This window comes from Salegentibacter holothuriorum, from assembly GCF_900168045.1.
Taxonomy (GTDB): Bacteria; Bacteroidota; Bacteroidia; order Flavobacteriales; family Flavobacteriaceae; genus Salegentibacter; species Salegentibacter holothuriorum.
Map to the genome: position 1 here is coordinate 675,153 of NZ_FUYY01000002.1, position 14,626 is coordinate 689,778.

Annotated in this window: 15 protein-coding genes and 1 tRNA gene; 9 read left to right on the forward strand and 7 right to left on the reverse strand. The window is 36.6% G+C overall.

Going from position 1 to position 14,626, the window contains the following annotated elements; translation table 11 throughout:
* Positions 1-143: 143 nt before the first annotated feature.
* Positions 144-875: a lysophospholipid acyltransferase family protein gene (locus tag B5X51_RS07410; RefSeq protein ID WP_079720461.1), complete on the reverse strand. Its 732-nt coding sequence runs from the start codon at positions 873-875 to the stop codon at positions 144-146.
* 222 nt (positions 876-1,097) lie between these two features.
* The gene (locus B5X51_RS07415) at positions 1,098-1,508 is read right to left on the reverse strand and encodes a BrxA/BrxB family bacilliredoxin (protein ID WP_079720463.1); all 411 of its coding nucleotides are present in this window, start codon (positions 1,506-1,508) and stop codon (positions 1,098-1,100) included.
* A gap of 323 nt (positions 1,509-1,831) precedes the next feature.
* Here B5X51_RS07415 and B5X51_RS07420 point away from each other — a divergent pair, with 323 nt between their 5' ends.
* Complete coding sequence (locus tag B5X51_RS07420) at positions 1,832-2,569, forward strand: TerB family tellurite resistance protein (RefSeq protein WP_079720465.1); 738 nt, start codon at positions 1,832-1,834, stop codon at positions 2,567-2,569.
* A 50-nt stretch (positions 2,570-2,619) separates the two neighbouring features.
* On the opposite strand, the gene B5X51_RS07425 is transcribed toward B5X51_RS07420, so the two are convergent.
* Entirely contained in the window at positions 2,620-3,090 is a 471-nt protein-coding gene (locus B5X51_RS07425) for a thioredoxin family protein (RefSeq protein ID WP_079720752.1), read from the reverse strand.
* 10 nt (positions 3,091-3,100) lie between these two features.
* Positions 3,101-5,464 (reverse strand): TonB-dependent receptor, encoded by a 2,364-nt coding sequence (locus B5X51_RS07430; RefSeq protein ID WP_245828713.1) that lies wholly within the window; start codon positions 5,462-5,464, stop codon positions 3,101-3,103.
* 180 nt (positions 5,465-5,644) lie between these two features.
* Here B5X51_RS07430 and B5X51_RS07435 point away from each other — a divergent pair, with 180 nt between their 5' ends.
* The 5 genes from B5X51_RS07435 to B5X51_RS16090 all read left to right on the forward strand — a co-directional run bounded on the left by B5X51_RS07435 (position 5,645) and on the right by B5X51_RS16090 (position 8,237).
* A complete protein-coding gene (locus B5X51_RS07435) occupies positions 5,645-6,301 on the forward strand; it encodes a metal-dependent transcriptional regulator (protein WP_079720467.1) in 657 nt (218 codons plus the stop codon).
* On the forward strand, positions 6,302-7,123 hold the full coding sequence (locus B5X51_RS07440; RefSeq protein ID WP_079720468.1) for a ZIP family metal transporter: 822 nt from the start codon (positions 6,302-6,304) through the stop codon (positions 7,121-7,123). It abuts the gene before it with no gap.
* Positions 7,124-7,173: 50 nt separating this feature from the next.
* On the forward strand, positions 7,174-7,653 hold the full coding sequence (locus tag B5X51_RS07445) for a hypothetical protein (RefSeq protein ID WP_079720469.1): 480 nt from the start codon (positions 7,174-7,176) through the stop codon (positions 7,651-7,653).
* 112 nt (positions 7,654-7,765) lie between these two features.
* A complete protein-coding gene (locus tag B5X51_RS07450) occupies positions 7,766-7,972 on the forward strand; it encodes a hypothetical protein (protein WP_079720470.1) in 207 nt (68 codons plus the stop codon).
* Positions 7,973-8,045: 73 nt separating this feature from the next.
* A complete protein-coding gene (locus B5X51_RS16090) occupies positions 8,046-8,237 on the forward strand; it encodes a type II toxin-antitoxin system RelE family toxin (RefSeq protein ID WP_079720471.1) in 192 nt (63 codons plus the stop codon).
* 181 nt (positions 8,238-8,418) lie between these two features.
* On the opposite strand, the gene feoB is transcribed toward B5X51_RS16090, so the two are convergent.
* The 3 genes from feoB to B5X51_RS07470 all read right to left on the reverse strand — a co-directional run bounded on the left by feoB (position 8,419) and on the right by B5X51_RS07470 (position 11,506).
* The gene (gene feoB / locus B5X51_RS07460) at positions 8,419-10,521 is read right to left on the reverse strand and encodes a ferrous iron transport protein B (protein ID WP_079720473.1); all 2,103 of its coding nucleotides are present in this window, start codon (positions 10,519-10,521) and stop codon (positions 8,419-8,421) included.
* Position 10,522: 1 nt separating this feature from the next.
* Complete coding sequence (locus B5X51_RS07465; RefSeq protein ID WP_057482465.1) at positions 10,523-10,753, reverse strand: FeoA family protein; 231 nt, start codon at positions 10,751-10,753, stop codon at positions 10,523-10,525.
* 81 nt (positions 10,754-10,834) lie between these two features.
* Positions 10,835-11,506, reverse strand: a complete 672-nt coding sequence (locus tag B5X51_RS07470; protein ID WP_079720475.1) for an SCO family protein — start codon at positions 11,504-11,506, stop codon at positions 10,835-10,837.
* 253 nt (positions 11,507-11,759) lie between these two features.
* Here B5X51_RS07470 and rseP point away from each other — a divergent pair, with 253 nt between their 5' ends.
* The 3 genes from rseP to B5X51_RS07485 all read left to right on the forward strand — a co-directional run bounded on the left by rseP (position 11,760) and on the right by B5X51_RS07485 (position 14,235).
* Positions 11,760-13,076: an RIP metalloprotease RseP gene (gene rseP, locus B5X51_RS07475; protein ID WP_079720477.1), complete on the forward strand. Its 1,317-nt coding sequence runs from the start codon at positions 11,760-11,762 to the stop codon at positions 13,074-13,076.
* 98 nt (positions 13,077-13,174) lie between these two features.
* Positions 13,175-13,248 (forward strand) — tRNA-Asn (locus B5X51_RS07480).
* Between the two features lie 249 nt (positions 13,249-13,497).
* Complete coding sequence (locus tag B5X51_RS07485; RefSeq protein WP_079720478.1) at positions 13,498-14,235, forward strand: PepSY-like domain-containing protein; 738 nt, start codon at positions 13,498-13,500, stop codon at positions 14,233-14,235.
* Positions 14,236-14,626: the final 391 nt, after the last annotated feature.

Here is a 14,626-nt window from a genome sequence, read left to right on the forward strand (position 1 = left end):
TCAAAGAATATTTTTGGAAGTGTCGCTTCGTCAAGCTGAACTCGTTTCAGCTTCTAAGATGTTATTACAATTTAAGATCTTAGATCCTGAAATAAATTCAGGATGACGTTTTAATATACCTAAAGGCGATTATTTTTTATATATTATTTAATATCGGCAATAATGGTGCGTTCTACTTTTGCAACAAGACTTTCCGGATCATCTGATGCTACCGGAATAGGCTCGTGCACTTTTAGTTTTATGTGAACGCCCGGTTCCATGGGGAAATTACCGTGTTTAAAGAGTTTCCAGGAATTATTGATTGTGATTGGAACAATTAGCGCTTCGGGCATTTGTTTAAAAAGCATTTGCATTCCGCTTACGGCAAACTTTTTGGGAGCTCCGGTTCGGCTACGCGTCCCTTCTGGAAAAATTACGGCAGAGCGATTGGTTTTATTAAGGTATTTGGCAAATTTTCCCATTTTTAAAAGAGACTCCCGCTTATTCTTACGGTCTATTAATACCGAACCGCCGTGCCGCAAATTAAAAGAAATACTTGGAATTCCTTTGCCTAGTTCCTTTTTACTTACAAATTTTGGATGGTGTTTTCGTAAGTACCATATTATTGGAGGGATATCGTACATTCCCTGGTGGTTTGATATAAAAATACAGGGTTTTTCTATAGGAATATGCTGAGGATTTTCAAAGCTAAAACGAGTTCCTAAAATATTTAGACAACGCATTAAAAATAGATTGAAAATATCTACACTTTTTTTATGAGCCTGGTATCCGCTTAGTTTTAAGCACAACCATTGGATAGGATGAAAAACCAGTAGATTTAAAAAAAAGAAAAAATAGAATAATGCCGTTAAGGGATATGAAAGTATTTTTTTCATCACTTAGATTATGCGGCTAAATTAAGTATTTAAGCCCTAAACCTGCAAATACTAATTGGGGAAAGAAAATAAAAAAGGTCTAAAAGATCGCTTTGCGTCAAGCTGAACTTGTTTCAGCTTCTAACCTAATTATAAGTTAGATCCTGAAACAAGTTCAGGATGACGTTTTTAAAGCAAAACTCTTTCAGACCCTTCTCAATAGTTTATACTAGCAATTGCTACTTAGCAGAACTCGTTATAAGCTCCGGTAAGGTTTTCAGCAATCATTTCAGCCGGGCGGCCTTCAATGTGGTGACGCTCTAGCATATGTACTAATTCACCATCTTTGAAAAGTGCCATAGAAGGCGAAGATGGAGGGAAAGGTACCATTAAGCTACGAGCTTTATCTGTAGCTTCTTTGTCTACACCTGCGAAAACAGTTACTAAATTATCTGGTTTTTTTGCATTCTGTAAAGAGATTCTGGCGCCTGGTCTTGCATTAGCGGCAGCACATCCACAAACCGAATTTACAACTACCAGGGTAGTTCCTTCTTTCTTCATGGCGTTCTCTACATCTTCTACACTGTGTAATTCTTCAAAACCAATGCTGGTAAGGTCTTCGCGCATAGGTTTTACTAAATCTGCTGGATACATATATTTGTTTTTTTTGTATTAAACTTTTGTAAGTTACAAAGATACCAAATTAACTTCAGCTGTCCATATTCCAATTAATTATGTGCAAATAGGTTAAATTGATTAACTCATATACTATTACCTGAAAGCTACAACTAAAATTGTCTCAATTTCACACCAAGGCTTTGGGCTTTTAAATCTCATTTAATGAGTAAATTACCTCGGAGCAAGCTCACGAGCCATTCATTGAGAACTATTGAATAATTTAGAGGTAAGCCTTAGAGCATTTAAACCTTGATTATCGAGTAAAATAGTATCTTTGCCGCTTATTAAAAATTTTCTTCATGTTTAAATGGATTGCCGCCGTAATTGGCTATATGTATTTCCGGTTTCCGGGAGCCATTTTAGGATTTATAGTAGGAACCCTTATAGATAACTGGACCCGAGGTAGTGGTGGGGCATTTAAACAAATGTTTGGGGAGCAGAATGAACAAAAGGTTTCTCCAGGCGATTTTGAACTGAACTTACTTTCGCTATGTTCCCTGGTGATTAAAGCCGATGGCCAGGTTTCACAGTCTGAAATGGATTATGTACGTTCCTATTTTGTGCAGGCTTACGGGAAAGAACGCGCTAATGCAACATTTAGAACTTTTAATGATCTAATTAAAAACCGCGAAATATCAGCTTCAAGAATTTCGCAATATTTGGCCGCCAGAACAAAGTACCCTGCACGTTTACAAATTATTCACTTTCTCTTTGGAATAGCGCAAGCCGATGGTCGCGTAAGTGATGCTGAAGCACGAGTGATCCAGGAAATTGCAGGTTATCTTAGAATTGGCAGAATGGATTTTGAAAGTCTAAAAGCCATGTTCTTTAAATCTGCCGATAATGCCTATAAAATCCTGGAAATTGAAAAATCGGCCAGCGATGCGGAAGTTAAAAAAGCTTACCGAACTATGGTGAAAAAATATCATCCCGATAAATTAGTTCATATGGATGAAGCCTATAGAAAAGGGGCGCAAGAAAAATTCAATAAAGTTCAGGAAGCCTACGAACAAATTCAAAAAGAACGAGGAATATAATTTATTCGCTGATGTGTGATCAAAGCACAAGGCTTTTTATTCTTCCTTTTTTATAAAATATTTAGTATTTCTGAGGAAGTATAGTATTCAAAAATCCGTTTTTTTACAGCAAACTCCTTGTCTAATATAATTGTTGCAGGCAGCGAAAATGGTATTCCTTTTCGGCTAGCCAATAAAATTGGAAGTTGGTGAACTCCATTTCGTTGCGTAAGTGCTTGCTTATTTACGAATTCTACTTGATCAAAATGTATGGTGTCGGTAGTTTCAACATCCATTTCTACAGCGTAATAATTTGAATTTATCTTTTTTATCACCTCAGGATTAGTGAATATTTCACGTTCAATTTTTTTGCAATAAGCGCACCACTCTGCGTGAAAAAAAATAAAAACAGGTTTTGATTCTTTTTCTAATGCTTGCTCCAGTTCAGGCCAGCTTTTCCAGTTTATTTCAGCTTTTTTCTGAGCATTTACGATAGGAAATACCAGTAGGAGAATGAATAAAAAGTAGCCTTGTATTCGCATGAATTTATCTTTAAAAATCGCCAAATTTTAATCCTATAAACATTGTTCTTGGTCGGTTTGGACCATAAATATAATCGGAGTCCCTTAGTGGGCCACGGTCAAAATCATTTTGGTAGCTATCAAATAGGTTTTGTACTCCACCGCTTAGTTCTACATGAAAATTCTCTATTGGGTCAAAGTGATAGGTTATTTTTGCAGTCATGTCCAGAAAATCTTCTGTATCTACCAATTTTATAAAACCGGTTTCACTAATAACCCGCGGTGCAATCATAGAGCCGGTATAGCTGCCGGTTAGATCTAAATTAAAGTTTTCGTTTATACTCCAATTAGAATTTAAAAAGCCATAAACATTGGGAGACCGAATAAATTCATCTAAAATCACATCCTCTTCCCCTGGGGAATTCCCATCGGCTTCAAAAAGAATTTGATCTTCTCTAAAAATGGAACGTTGTATGGTGGCACCCGCTTGAAAAAACAGGGATTCGCTTGGAGAGATCGTGAATTCCAGGTTAGTTCCAGCAACATAAGCACCAGAACCATTTCGGGATTCTTCTAAAATGGAACCGTTGGGCAGTGAGGTTCCTGTACTAACTATGGTAAAGGGATTTTTAAGGTTGGTGTAAAAACCTTCTAGTAAAAAGTTGGTTTGTAATTTGTGGTATACTTTATCGAAATTTAGGGATGCGGTATAGGCATTTGAAAATTCACTTTCAAGGTTTTCTGAGAGAATTACAAATCGCTGTTCTCCGCCAACCGAAGAGATATGCAGGTCTTCGTTAAAAGCCTGAGGTGCTCGAAAACCACGTGCATAACCTCCTCTAAATTGTAAATTTTCTGAGAGACTGTACAAAATAGTTAAACGCGGGCTTAGTACAGTCTCATTTATTTCTGCAGAACGTTGTATGTTTTGAATGCCATACAATCCATCTACTGTTACGTGATCTAAACGAGCCCCAATTAGAGCAGTAAAGTCTTCAATAGGTTTCCATTCATATTGGCCATAAAAGCCTATGCTTTTTACCTGTTGATCAACGATGCGGTTATAACCGGTGATTTCATCTTTTGTTTCATTTAGTTGGTATTCCAGGCCGGTGGTAAGAACATCATTATTAGAAAAAGTATGGCTATATTTTGCTCCTGAAACTACCGCAAGGTCTGTAGTTTTACCAAAAGCATTATTAGCGGCAATAGAATCGGCTCTGCTGCGTCCGCCACCTAAACCTCCGTAATAACTATCCCTGTTAGTATGTTGCACAGAAATATATGCAGAACCGCTATTTTTACGTTTATCATCCCATAATTCATAATCTAATCCTGTAAAAATTGTATTATGGTCGAGTTCTTCGGTAATATCGGTAAACTGAGGCGCCAGGTCAATACGGTCCCCACCGCGTCTATACTCTCTAATACCGGTAAAATCCAGTCCAATTCTACTGTTATTGTTCGGTCTTAAAAATGCTTTTGCGCCAAGTGAGTTATTAGTAAGTTTTGTGATTTCACTAAATCCGTCTTCGTTAGCATCATAGGCGTCACGATCGCGAAATATCCCATATACAGTAACCCCACTAGTTAAATCTTCACTAACCACCGAGGCATTAAGATTTATATTTCTATCTGCGGTTTTTCCGTCAATAAGTGCAAGGTTTGAGCTAACTTCCCAGCTATCGTTTATGGGTTCTTTGGTAATAACATTCACTGTTCCTGCAATGGCATTAGAACCAAATAGTGCAGAGCCACCACTGCGCACTACTTCAACACGTTCAATGGTACTAATAGGTATTTGTTCCAGGCCATATACCCCGTTTAAAGCACTAAAAACAGGCCGGCTGTTTACCAAAATCTGAGTGTATTCTCCGCCTAGCCCATTTAAGCGTACCTGGGTAAATCCACAGTTCTGGCAATTTGTTTCCACCCGAACTCCAGATTGGTAATTAAGTCCGTCTGCAAGTGAAATAGACTGGGTAGCTTCAAATAGTTTTGGACTAAGTACATTCACAATTACAGGTGCTTCTTTTTTACTAATTCTGTTGCGTGTAGCACTTACTACTACCTGGTCTAAGCCAAGGGCATCTTCAACTAAATTAAAGTTTACAGTTTTAATGGCTGAAACTCCAATAACTTTCTCTTGAGTTCGGTAGCCCTGAGCTTGTACCACAAGCTTTACCTCCTTTTTTGGAATGCTCAACTCATAATTTCCATTCATGTCAGCATCAGTGCCAGTCTCGCCACCTTTTATAAATATACTGGCAAAGGGTACAGGATTGCCATTGGAAGTGATAGTGCCCGAAATCCTGGCCTGGGAATCTTGTGCCAGGGCTATTGATGGAAAAAATAATAGGTATAGCAAATATTTCATAGTTGTATAGGTCATCATAATTTTATTTTAACAAAACTATAAAATAAATTTAGATTAGTCTAAAAATAGGTTTTTAATTTTAAAAATGTATTTTTGGAAAATATAAACTATCTCGAAGTGAGTTTACGAGAAATAAGGAGCAAACGATTTTAATTTCGAGCTAAGTTTCGGAGCATTTTTATCGGGTAAATTAGAAGTATGTTTAGTTTTTCAGAAGAAAATTATTTAAAAGCGATTTTTCATTTAGAAAGAAAATACCAGGCGGGTGTGAGTACCAATGCATTAGCGGAAGAAATGGAAACCAAAGCTTCCTCGGTTACTGATATGATTAAGAAACTATCGGAAAAAGAACTAGTGATTTATAAGAAGTATCAGGGCGTAAAACTGAGTGAATTGGGAAATAAGACAGCCATTAAGGTGATTAGGAAACACCGTTTATGGGAATATTTTCTGGTAGAAAAACTCGATTTTAATTGGGATGAAGTACATGATATAGCCGAACAACTGGAACATATTAAATCTGAAAAACTTACCCAGGAATTGGATAAATTTCTTGGTTTTCCTAAACGCGATCCCCACGGGGATCCTATCCCTGATGCTCAAGGAAATTTTAGTGTAGCTAATAAAATGTTGCTTGCTGAATTAGATAAAGCAGAAAAAGGAATTTGCGTAGGGGTAAAAGATTCTTCATCTGAATTTTTAAGGTTTTTAGATAAAAATAATATTTCGCTGGGGAAAGAAATTAAAGTTCTGGAAAAAGAAGCTTTTGATGGATCTATGCTCATACTAATAGAAGAAAGGGAATTAAGAATCTCACAATTAATATCAAATAATCTATATATAAAAACACAGTAAATGGAAGATTTAATCGCTTATTTTGAGCAATTAGACCCGGTAATGGCTGCATTACTGGCTACAATTTTTACCTGGTTACTTACTGCTGCAGGAGCTTCGTTGGTTTTTCTATTTAAAAACATGAATAGAAAGTTGTTTGACGGTATGCTGGGATTTACCGGCGGCGTTATGGTGGCTGCCAGTTTTTGGAGCTTATTGGCACCCGGGATAGAAATGAGTCCGGGCGAAGGATTTGAAAAAACAGTACCGCCTCTAGTTGGGTTTGGACTGGGAGCGCTTTTTCTTTTCGGTTTAGATAAAGTATTACCACATCTGCATGTAAATTTTAAAATGAGCGAAAAGGAAGGGATTAAAACACCCTGGCATAAATCTGTTCTCCTTACTCTGGCAATTACTTTGCACAATATCCCCGAAGGTTTGGCGGTAGGTGTACTTTTTGGAGCTGCAGGTGCAGGTCTGGAAGGGGCCAGTATTGGTGGCGCTGTAGCGCTAGCTATAGGAATTGGTTTACAAAACTTTCCTGAAGGTTTTGCTGTTGCCATGCCGCTTCGGGGGCAGGGAATGAGCCGGTGGAAAAGTTTTAATTTTGGTCAGCTTTCGGCTATTGTAGAGCCTTTTGCTGCGGTGCTTGGGGCCTGGGCGGTAATGACTTTTGAGCCTATTTTACCTTATGCACTTTCTTTTGCTGCCGGGGCAATGATCTTTGTGGTGGTGGAAGAAGTTGTGCCGGAATCTCAAAAAGGGAATTTTACCGATATTGCGACTATGGGCTTTATTGTAGGTTTTATGGTGATGATGACCCTGGATGTAGGTTTAGGTTAAAATCTTTTGCAACATTCAAGTTGAGATGTAGTCTTTAATTGTAAAGAGTTATGCCAGTAAACCAGAACACTATAAGAAACGATATCAATAACGACTTTTTTCTTTTAAAATTAGCTTTGTTAGCTGTCTTTGCTTTCTTATTTACTTTGTCTGCTTCAGCGCAGCAAGAGGAAGAAGTTGTTCAGTATTTTTTGGAAACTTATCCTGGAGAATCTTTCGACTTTAAAGAAAAAAAAATTGTATTTAGAGAGGTTTTGGTAGATTCAAGGTGCCCTAGTGATGTAATTTGTGTGCGAGCCGGGGAAGCAAAAATTCTGGTAGAAATATTTAAAGGTGAAAAATCTTTAGGGCAAGAAATTATTACCGTGGGAGCAAATGTAAATTCCTTTAAAACCAGCCTGGCTAAATTTTTTGAAGAAGAATTAGACATAGAATTCCTGTCGCTTTCCCCGTATCCAAAAACTTCAAGGAAGATAAAAGCTTCAAATTATCAGCTTATGTTGAAAGTAACGGAGAGGTTGGAAAATTAATCACTACCACAACCTGATGTTCCGCTGGCTTAGCCCTTAAAATCAAATTATTTCATTTAAGAGGTTTAGTACAAATGAGAAATAACTCTTATCTTGTTATTAAAAATTTATTATGGAATCAGTAATTTTCAAAGGAGAATCAAAAGAAAATTTAAAGTTGCTTGTACAACTTGCCCATAAACTTGGTATCGAAACTCAATTTTTAAAGCCGAACGAATTAGAGGAATATGCGTTTGGATTGGCAATCGAAGAAGGAGTAAATGAAGAAGAAATGGGCCTTGAAGATTTTAAACAATCACTTTTAAAAGATGAAGGTTAGAATCAGTAAAAGCCTGGCAAAAGACACTGCAAAAATCACAGATAAGCAAGTTAAAGAAAAACTTTTTTAAAAAATTGAACAGCTTCAAAATACCGAAAATTTAAGTCAACAACCGATTAAAAAGCTTAAAGGATTTAAAGATTTTTATCGAATTCGAATAGGTGATTATAGATTGGGGGTTAAAAAGTTGACCGATCAAGAAATTCTGCTTGTTCGTTTTTTGCAGCGAAAAGAGATTTACAAATATTTTCCAAAAAGAGATTAACTGCAACCGCAACCTGAAACTCCGCATGCTTTGGTCTTTTCAGACTTCTTTTTTAAAAATGCAGGTTTCCAGATAAATTTTGTCAGGATATATCCTAATGCGATCGCGAAGGTTATGAAAACGAGAATTTCTTGAATTAATTCCATAGTTTTTCAGTCGTTTTGTTAGTTGTAACTTACATTCATTTTAATAATTGAAAAGCCGCTAATGCTACAAAGTAGGCGAACAAGGTCATGACCACTAACTGTAAAACAGGCCATTTCCAGGTATTGGTTTCTTTTTTAACAATAGCCAAAGTACTCATACATTGCATTGCAAATGCATAAAACAATAATAAACTAATTCCACTGGCGAAAGTAAATAATGGTCCTCCTAAAATTGGATTTATCTCAGCCGCCATGCGGTTTTTAATGGTTTCTTCTTCATCACTGCCTACGCTATATATAGTGGCTAAAGTTCCTACAAAAACTTCACGAGCCGCAAAAGAACTTATTATGGCAATTCCAATTTTCCAATCATAACCCAAAGGCGCAACAACCGGCTCTATACCTCGCCCCATAATCCCTATATAGGAGTTTTTTAATTTGAATGAAGCAATTTCTTCGTCAAGCTCAGCTTCGGATATATTATTCTGGTCATTGTATTGCTCACTAACAATTTGGTTAGCATTACTAAAGTTGTCTCCCGGCCCGTAACTAGCCAAAACCCAGAGAATAATTGAAATAGCGAGGATTATTTTCCCGGCTCCAAATACGAAAGATTTGGTTTTTTCAACCACATTTATGGCAATGTTTTTTCCCATTGGCATCTTATAATTGGGCATTTCAATAACAAAGTGGCTTCGGTTTTTTATATTCAGAATTAAATTCAAGATCCAGGCCGATCCAATGGCCACACCAAATCCTAAAAGATAAAGCAGCATTAGGGTTAGGCCTTGCAGATTAAAACCCCAGACCGCCCGATCTGGAATTACCAGGGCAATAATAATTAAGTAAACAGGTAATCTTGCCGAACAAGTGGTAAATGGCACCACTAAAATGGTGATTAAGCGCTCTTTCCAACTTTCAATATTCCTGGTAGCCATCACGGCAGGAATTGCGCAGGCAGTTCCTGAAACCAATGGAACCACGCTTTTCCCACTAAGTCCGAATTTTCGCATAATCCTATCCATTAAAAATACTACCCGGCTCATATAGCCGGTTTCTTCCAGAATAGAAATAAAGAAAAACAGAAATGCGATTTGGGGTATAAAAATAACAATACCGCCAAGGCCGGGAATAATACCTTCAGCAATAAGATTGGTAAAAGCTCCAGCCGGCAAAGTAGTTTTTGTCCATTCGCTTAAAAATGCAAAAGTCTCATCTATAAGATCCATTGGGTAGCTGGACCAGCTATAAATTGCCTGAAAAATCAATAACAGGATGCCGAAAAATATCGTATAACCCCATACTTTGTGGGTAAGAACACGATCTAAACGAGAACGCAGGTCTTTTGCAGAACTTGCATCAACTTTCATCGTTTCTTTTAAAACACCGTTAATAAACTGGTATCTTAAAATAGTTTCTTTGTGTTGAAGTTTCTTTAGCTCGGTATGAGATTTAGTATCAAAATAATCTGAATTGGTAATTTCTTTCCGATTAATATTACCAAAATTCACATCTTGAGTAATTACCAGCCATAGTTTATAAAGTGATTGCTTTGGGAAAGCTTTCCGTAAACGATCAAAATATTCAGGAGCAATAACTGATGCATTTACGCAAGGCTCGTCTGAGATATGTCTGTAATTGATTATCGCTTCTTTCAGCTCATCAATCCCGGTGTTTTTTCTGGCGCTTACTAAAACTACTTTAGTATTTAATCGTTCTTCCAGCAAATCTACATCCAGCGAAATCCCTTTTCGCTCCATCCTGTCGGCCATATTTATAACCAGAATAGTGGGAATACCAAGATCTTTAATTTGGGTAAAAAGAAGTAAGTTTCGTTTAAGATTTTCTACATCGCTAACCACAACAGCTACATCTGGATAATCTTTATCGCTTTTATTTAGCAATAATTCTATCACCACATTTTCATCTAAAGAAGAGGCATTAAGGCTGTAGGTTCCGGGAAGGTCTAAAATATGGGCTTTAAGGCCACGCGGAAGTTTACAAATTCCTTCTTTTTTTTCAACCGTGATGCCGGGATAATTCCCTACTTTTTGATTCAGACCGGTGAGCTGATTAAATACAGAGGTCTTACCGGTGTTGGGGTTTCCTATTAATGCAACATTTATTTGTTTAGCCATGTTAGCTTATAAGGTCAATTTCTATAAGTAAAGCGATCTCTCTTCTAATGGCCAGGTGGCTGCCGTTAATGTTTAAATACATAGGATCTCTAAAAGGAGCCATTTGCAACATTTCCACTTCATTGCCCGGCAAACAACCCATTTCGAGTAATTTTAGCGGAATATTTTCTTCTGAAAATTCTTTGATAATTCCGCGTTCACCACGTTTTAAGTCGGCCAGAGTTCGTTTCACTTTTTATTTAGATTGATTTTAAACAAGGCAAAAGTAAGGTAAAAATTCAGCAGTAAAAAATTTCAATGAAAAAACTGTTTTCTAACGGTATTCACGCTTTAAAACCTTGATATCGTGCATTAAGCTTTCTATAGACTCGGCATCGGTACCGTCATAAAATCCTCGAATTCGCTTTTCCTTGTCTACAAGCACAAAATTTTCAGTATGAATCATATCGTAGGGTCCGCCATCGCCATTGCTCTTCGATGCGAGGTAAGATTTTCGAGCCAGTTCATAGATATGTTTCTTATTGCCAGTAACAAGATTCCATTTTTCATCTATCACCCCTTTTTCTTCAGCATAAGCTTTTAAAACCGGTACAGAGTCGGTTTTTGGGAAAACGGTATGAGAGAGTAATAAAACTTCCGGATCGTCTTTAATTTCCTGTTGAATATCTAACATATGATCGGTCATTACAGGGCAAATAGTGAGACAGGTAGTAAAGAAGAAATCGGCCACATAGATTTTATCTTTGTAATAATCTTGAGTAATAGTGTCGCCATTTTGGTTAATAAGCTCAAAATCTTTTACTGTATGGTATTTACGAACATGTTGTACGGTAGAATCTACTAATTCAACATTTACCATATCTGGTTGAAAAACAGGTAGGCGTTCTTTAGGAGTTAAGAGCGTATAAATACTATACACAATGATTACTGAGAGTATAAAAAGTACAATGGCAAATTTCTTAAGCCAGTTAAAAAGATTACGCATACTATTAATTTAACTCACTATGTGAGGTTTATAATTTAGAAAATCTCCAACTTAAGTTGGATTAATACTTTTTTAAACTTGATTTCCCAATGAGTTTCTCCCAGGAAAATTTTATACAAAACTAAGGGCTAACAATTAATTTGTCGCAGTTAAAAACCTAAAATTTCAGTGTACCGAAACAGGAAGGCTTTTAACTTTTCTAGGATAGTATAAAAGGTTACTTTTGTGCGATTTAAATTTTGAAGCATTACACATGGATCCATTTATAGTTAAAGCTATACAGTTACTGTTAAGTTTGTCTTTACTTATTGTTCTACACGAACTGGGGCACTTTATTCCCGCCAAATTATTTAAAACCAGGGTAGAAAAATTCTTTCTGTTTTTTGACGTGAAGTTCGCTCTTTTTAAAAAGAAGATTGGTGGAACGGTATACGGTATTGGATGGCTGCCTTTGGGTGGTTATGTGAAAATATCGGGAATGATAGATGAAAGTATGGATAAGGAGCAAATGGCAAAACCGCCAGAACCCTGGGAATTTAGAAGTAAACCCGCCTGGCAACGACTTATAATTATGCTTGGGGGTGTTACTGTAAACCTGGTGCTTGGTTTTCTTATTTACATGATGATCATGTTTGTTTGGGGTAAAAACTATGTAGGTCCAGATGAAATGCCTAAAGGTTTTGCAATTGCCGAAGAATTTAAACAATATGGTTTTCAGGACGGTGACCGTGTTTTACAATTAAACGGAAAAGATTTGCAGAATAGTACCGATGTAAATAGGTATTTGTTTATGCGAGATGTAAATAGCATCACTGTTTTACATCAAAATGGGGCAGAAGAGACTATTGAAGTTCCTGAAGATATTGGCGAACAAATGTGGGAACAGGGAGTAATGTTACCTTTTATTCCTATTCAAAATCCGGTTATAGAGGAAGTTACCGCAGATAAGGCTGCAGAAATTGCTGGCCTGAAAAAAGGTGATAGTATTATTTCTGTAAACGAGCAGGAGATTGGTTACTGGCATGAGATAGGTGAAATTACCAAGGAAAATAAAGAGAAGGAAATGGAGTTGGTCTTTATGCGAGACAATGATATTAAAAGCATTATGATCACGCCAGATGAAGAAGGCATGCTAGGTTTTAGAATAAAATCTAATTATGAAATAAAGCAGCAAAAATATGGCTTTGTTGAAAGTATAAAACAAGGTTTTGATTATGGTTACTGGACTTTGCACGATTATGTAGCGCAATTTAAATATGTCTTTACTCAAAAGGGGGCAACACAATTAGGTGGATTTGGAGCTATTGGTGATATGTTTCCCGATACCTGGAACTGGAAAGGGTTTTGGCATACTACAGCACTTATTTCTATTATTCTTGCGTTTATGAACATTTTACCTATCCCAGCTTTAGATGGAGGGCATGTGATGTTCCTTCTATATGAAATGGTAACTGGAAGAAAACCTAATGATAAATTTATGGAAGTAGCACAAATGGTTGGCTTTTTTATCTTAATAGCATTGGTGCTTTATGCTAATGGTAATGATGTATATCGCTGGTTATTTGAGTGATAGAATATCAATTGAATTTTATTAGAAAAAAATTCAGTTTTTGTTTTGTGGTGATTTAAATTTTGACTTATATTTGCAACCGCTAAAGAGCAAAACACTCCTCCTTAGCTCAGTTGGTTAGAGCATCTGACTGTTAATCAGAGGGTCCAAGGTTCGAGTCCTTGAGGGGGAGCAAATTAGAAGAAACCAGTCTTGAAAAAGGCTGGTTTTTTTTCGTTTATATCCCTTTCGTAATAAGCTTTTCCAGATCAAGCCTAATTGGGATCAAGAACATTTTCTGGATTTATATAAATAAGTCGGCATACTTTTAAGATACCTATTGAAATACTCTAAATAATAAGAATTCATACAATGTAAAAGTGACTAAGGCGTTATGTATGCTAAGGATTACAGATTTACACACTAATTTAAATGTATAGATATGAGAATTAATTATTTACCGGGAATTTTACTATTAATGCTATTATTTCAATCTTGTTCAGAAAGCGAAGATACCAATGAGCCAGATTTGAATGCCGTAGCTTTTTCGGCAGATTCACATGTGGAAACCTCAACATTACCACAAACTATTCTGGATTATATAACTGTAAATTACCCCGGACTTACCATTGTAGAAGCCGAAATTGAAGATAACCAGAACTTTGAAATTGAGCTTAGTGATGATACAGAGTTAATTTTTAATGCTCAGGGAGAATTTTTGGGAGTAGATGATGATGAAAATAAATTTGATGATGAAGAAATTGATCCGGCAGTATTACCACAAAATATACTGGATTTTATAAGTGATAACTTCCCGGGACTGGGTATAGACGAAGCCGAGCTGGAGAACAACGGGAACTATGAGATAGAATTGGAAAATGATATCGAGCTTATTTTCGATGGAGACGGAAATTTTCTAGGTCAGGCAAAGGATGAAAATGAAGCTGAAGAGGGTGAAGCCGAAGAAGATATTAATCCGGCTGAATTGCCGCAGGTAATCCAGGATTACATCGCAGAAAATTATCCCGATAATACCATTATTGAAGCAGAAGTTGATGAAGATGAATACGAGGTAACACTGAATAATGGCATAGAACTGGAATTTGACCTGGAAGGGAACCTACTAAGTGTAGAGGATGGAAATGGCGAAGATGATGACGATGACGGGGATGATGATTAAAGTTTAAAGAAAAAACATACTCAATTACCTCAAGGCACAGCCTGGGGCTCGATTATCGAGTAAGGCAGAAAAACCGGTCCAAAAAAAGGCCGGTTTTTTCGTTTAAAATCTTTTCTAATGGCTGGTTTCAGAGTTAAAGCGATTTGAGCCTAATTTTTAAAAAACCATTTTTTGATATCTAAACCTAAAAAAAGGCCTTCTTTTCGGATACCCACTTTTTATTCTCGCACCCATTTTAACAGATTAACCCTAATTGTTGTGTTTAAGCAAGAATTGTAGTCAAAATATTAAAAAAGAAACTTCACAGGTTTTCAAAACCTGTGAGGTTTTGGTAGGCAAGCTTTTTTAAAATAGTTTCAACTTCAATTATGTTCTTTAATTATCAACATAC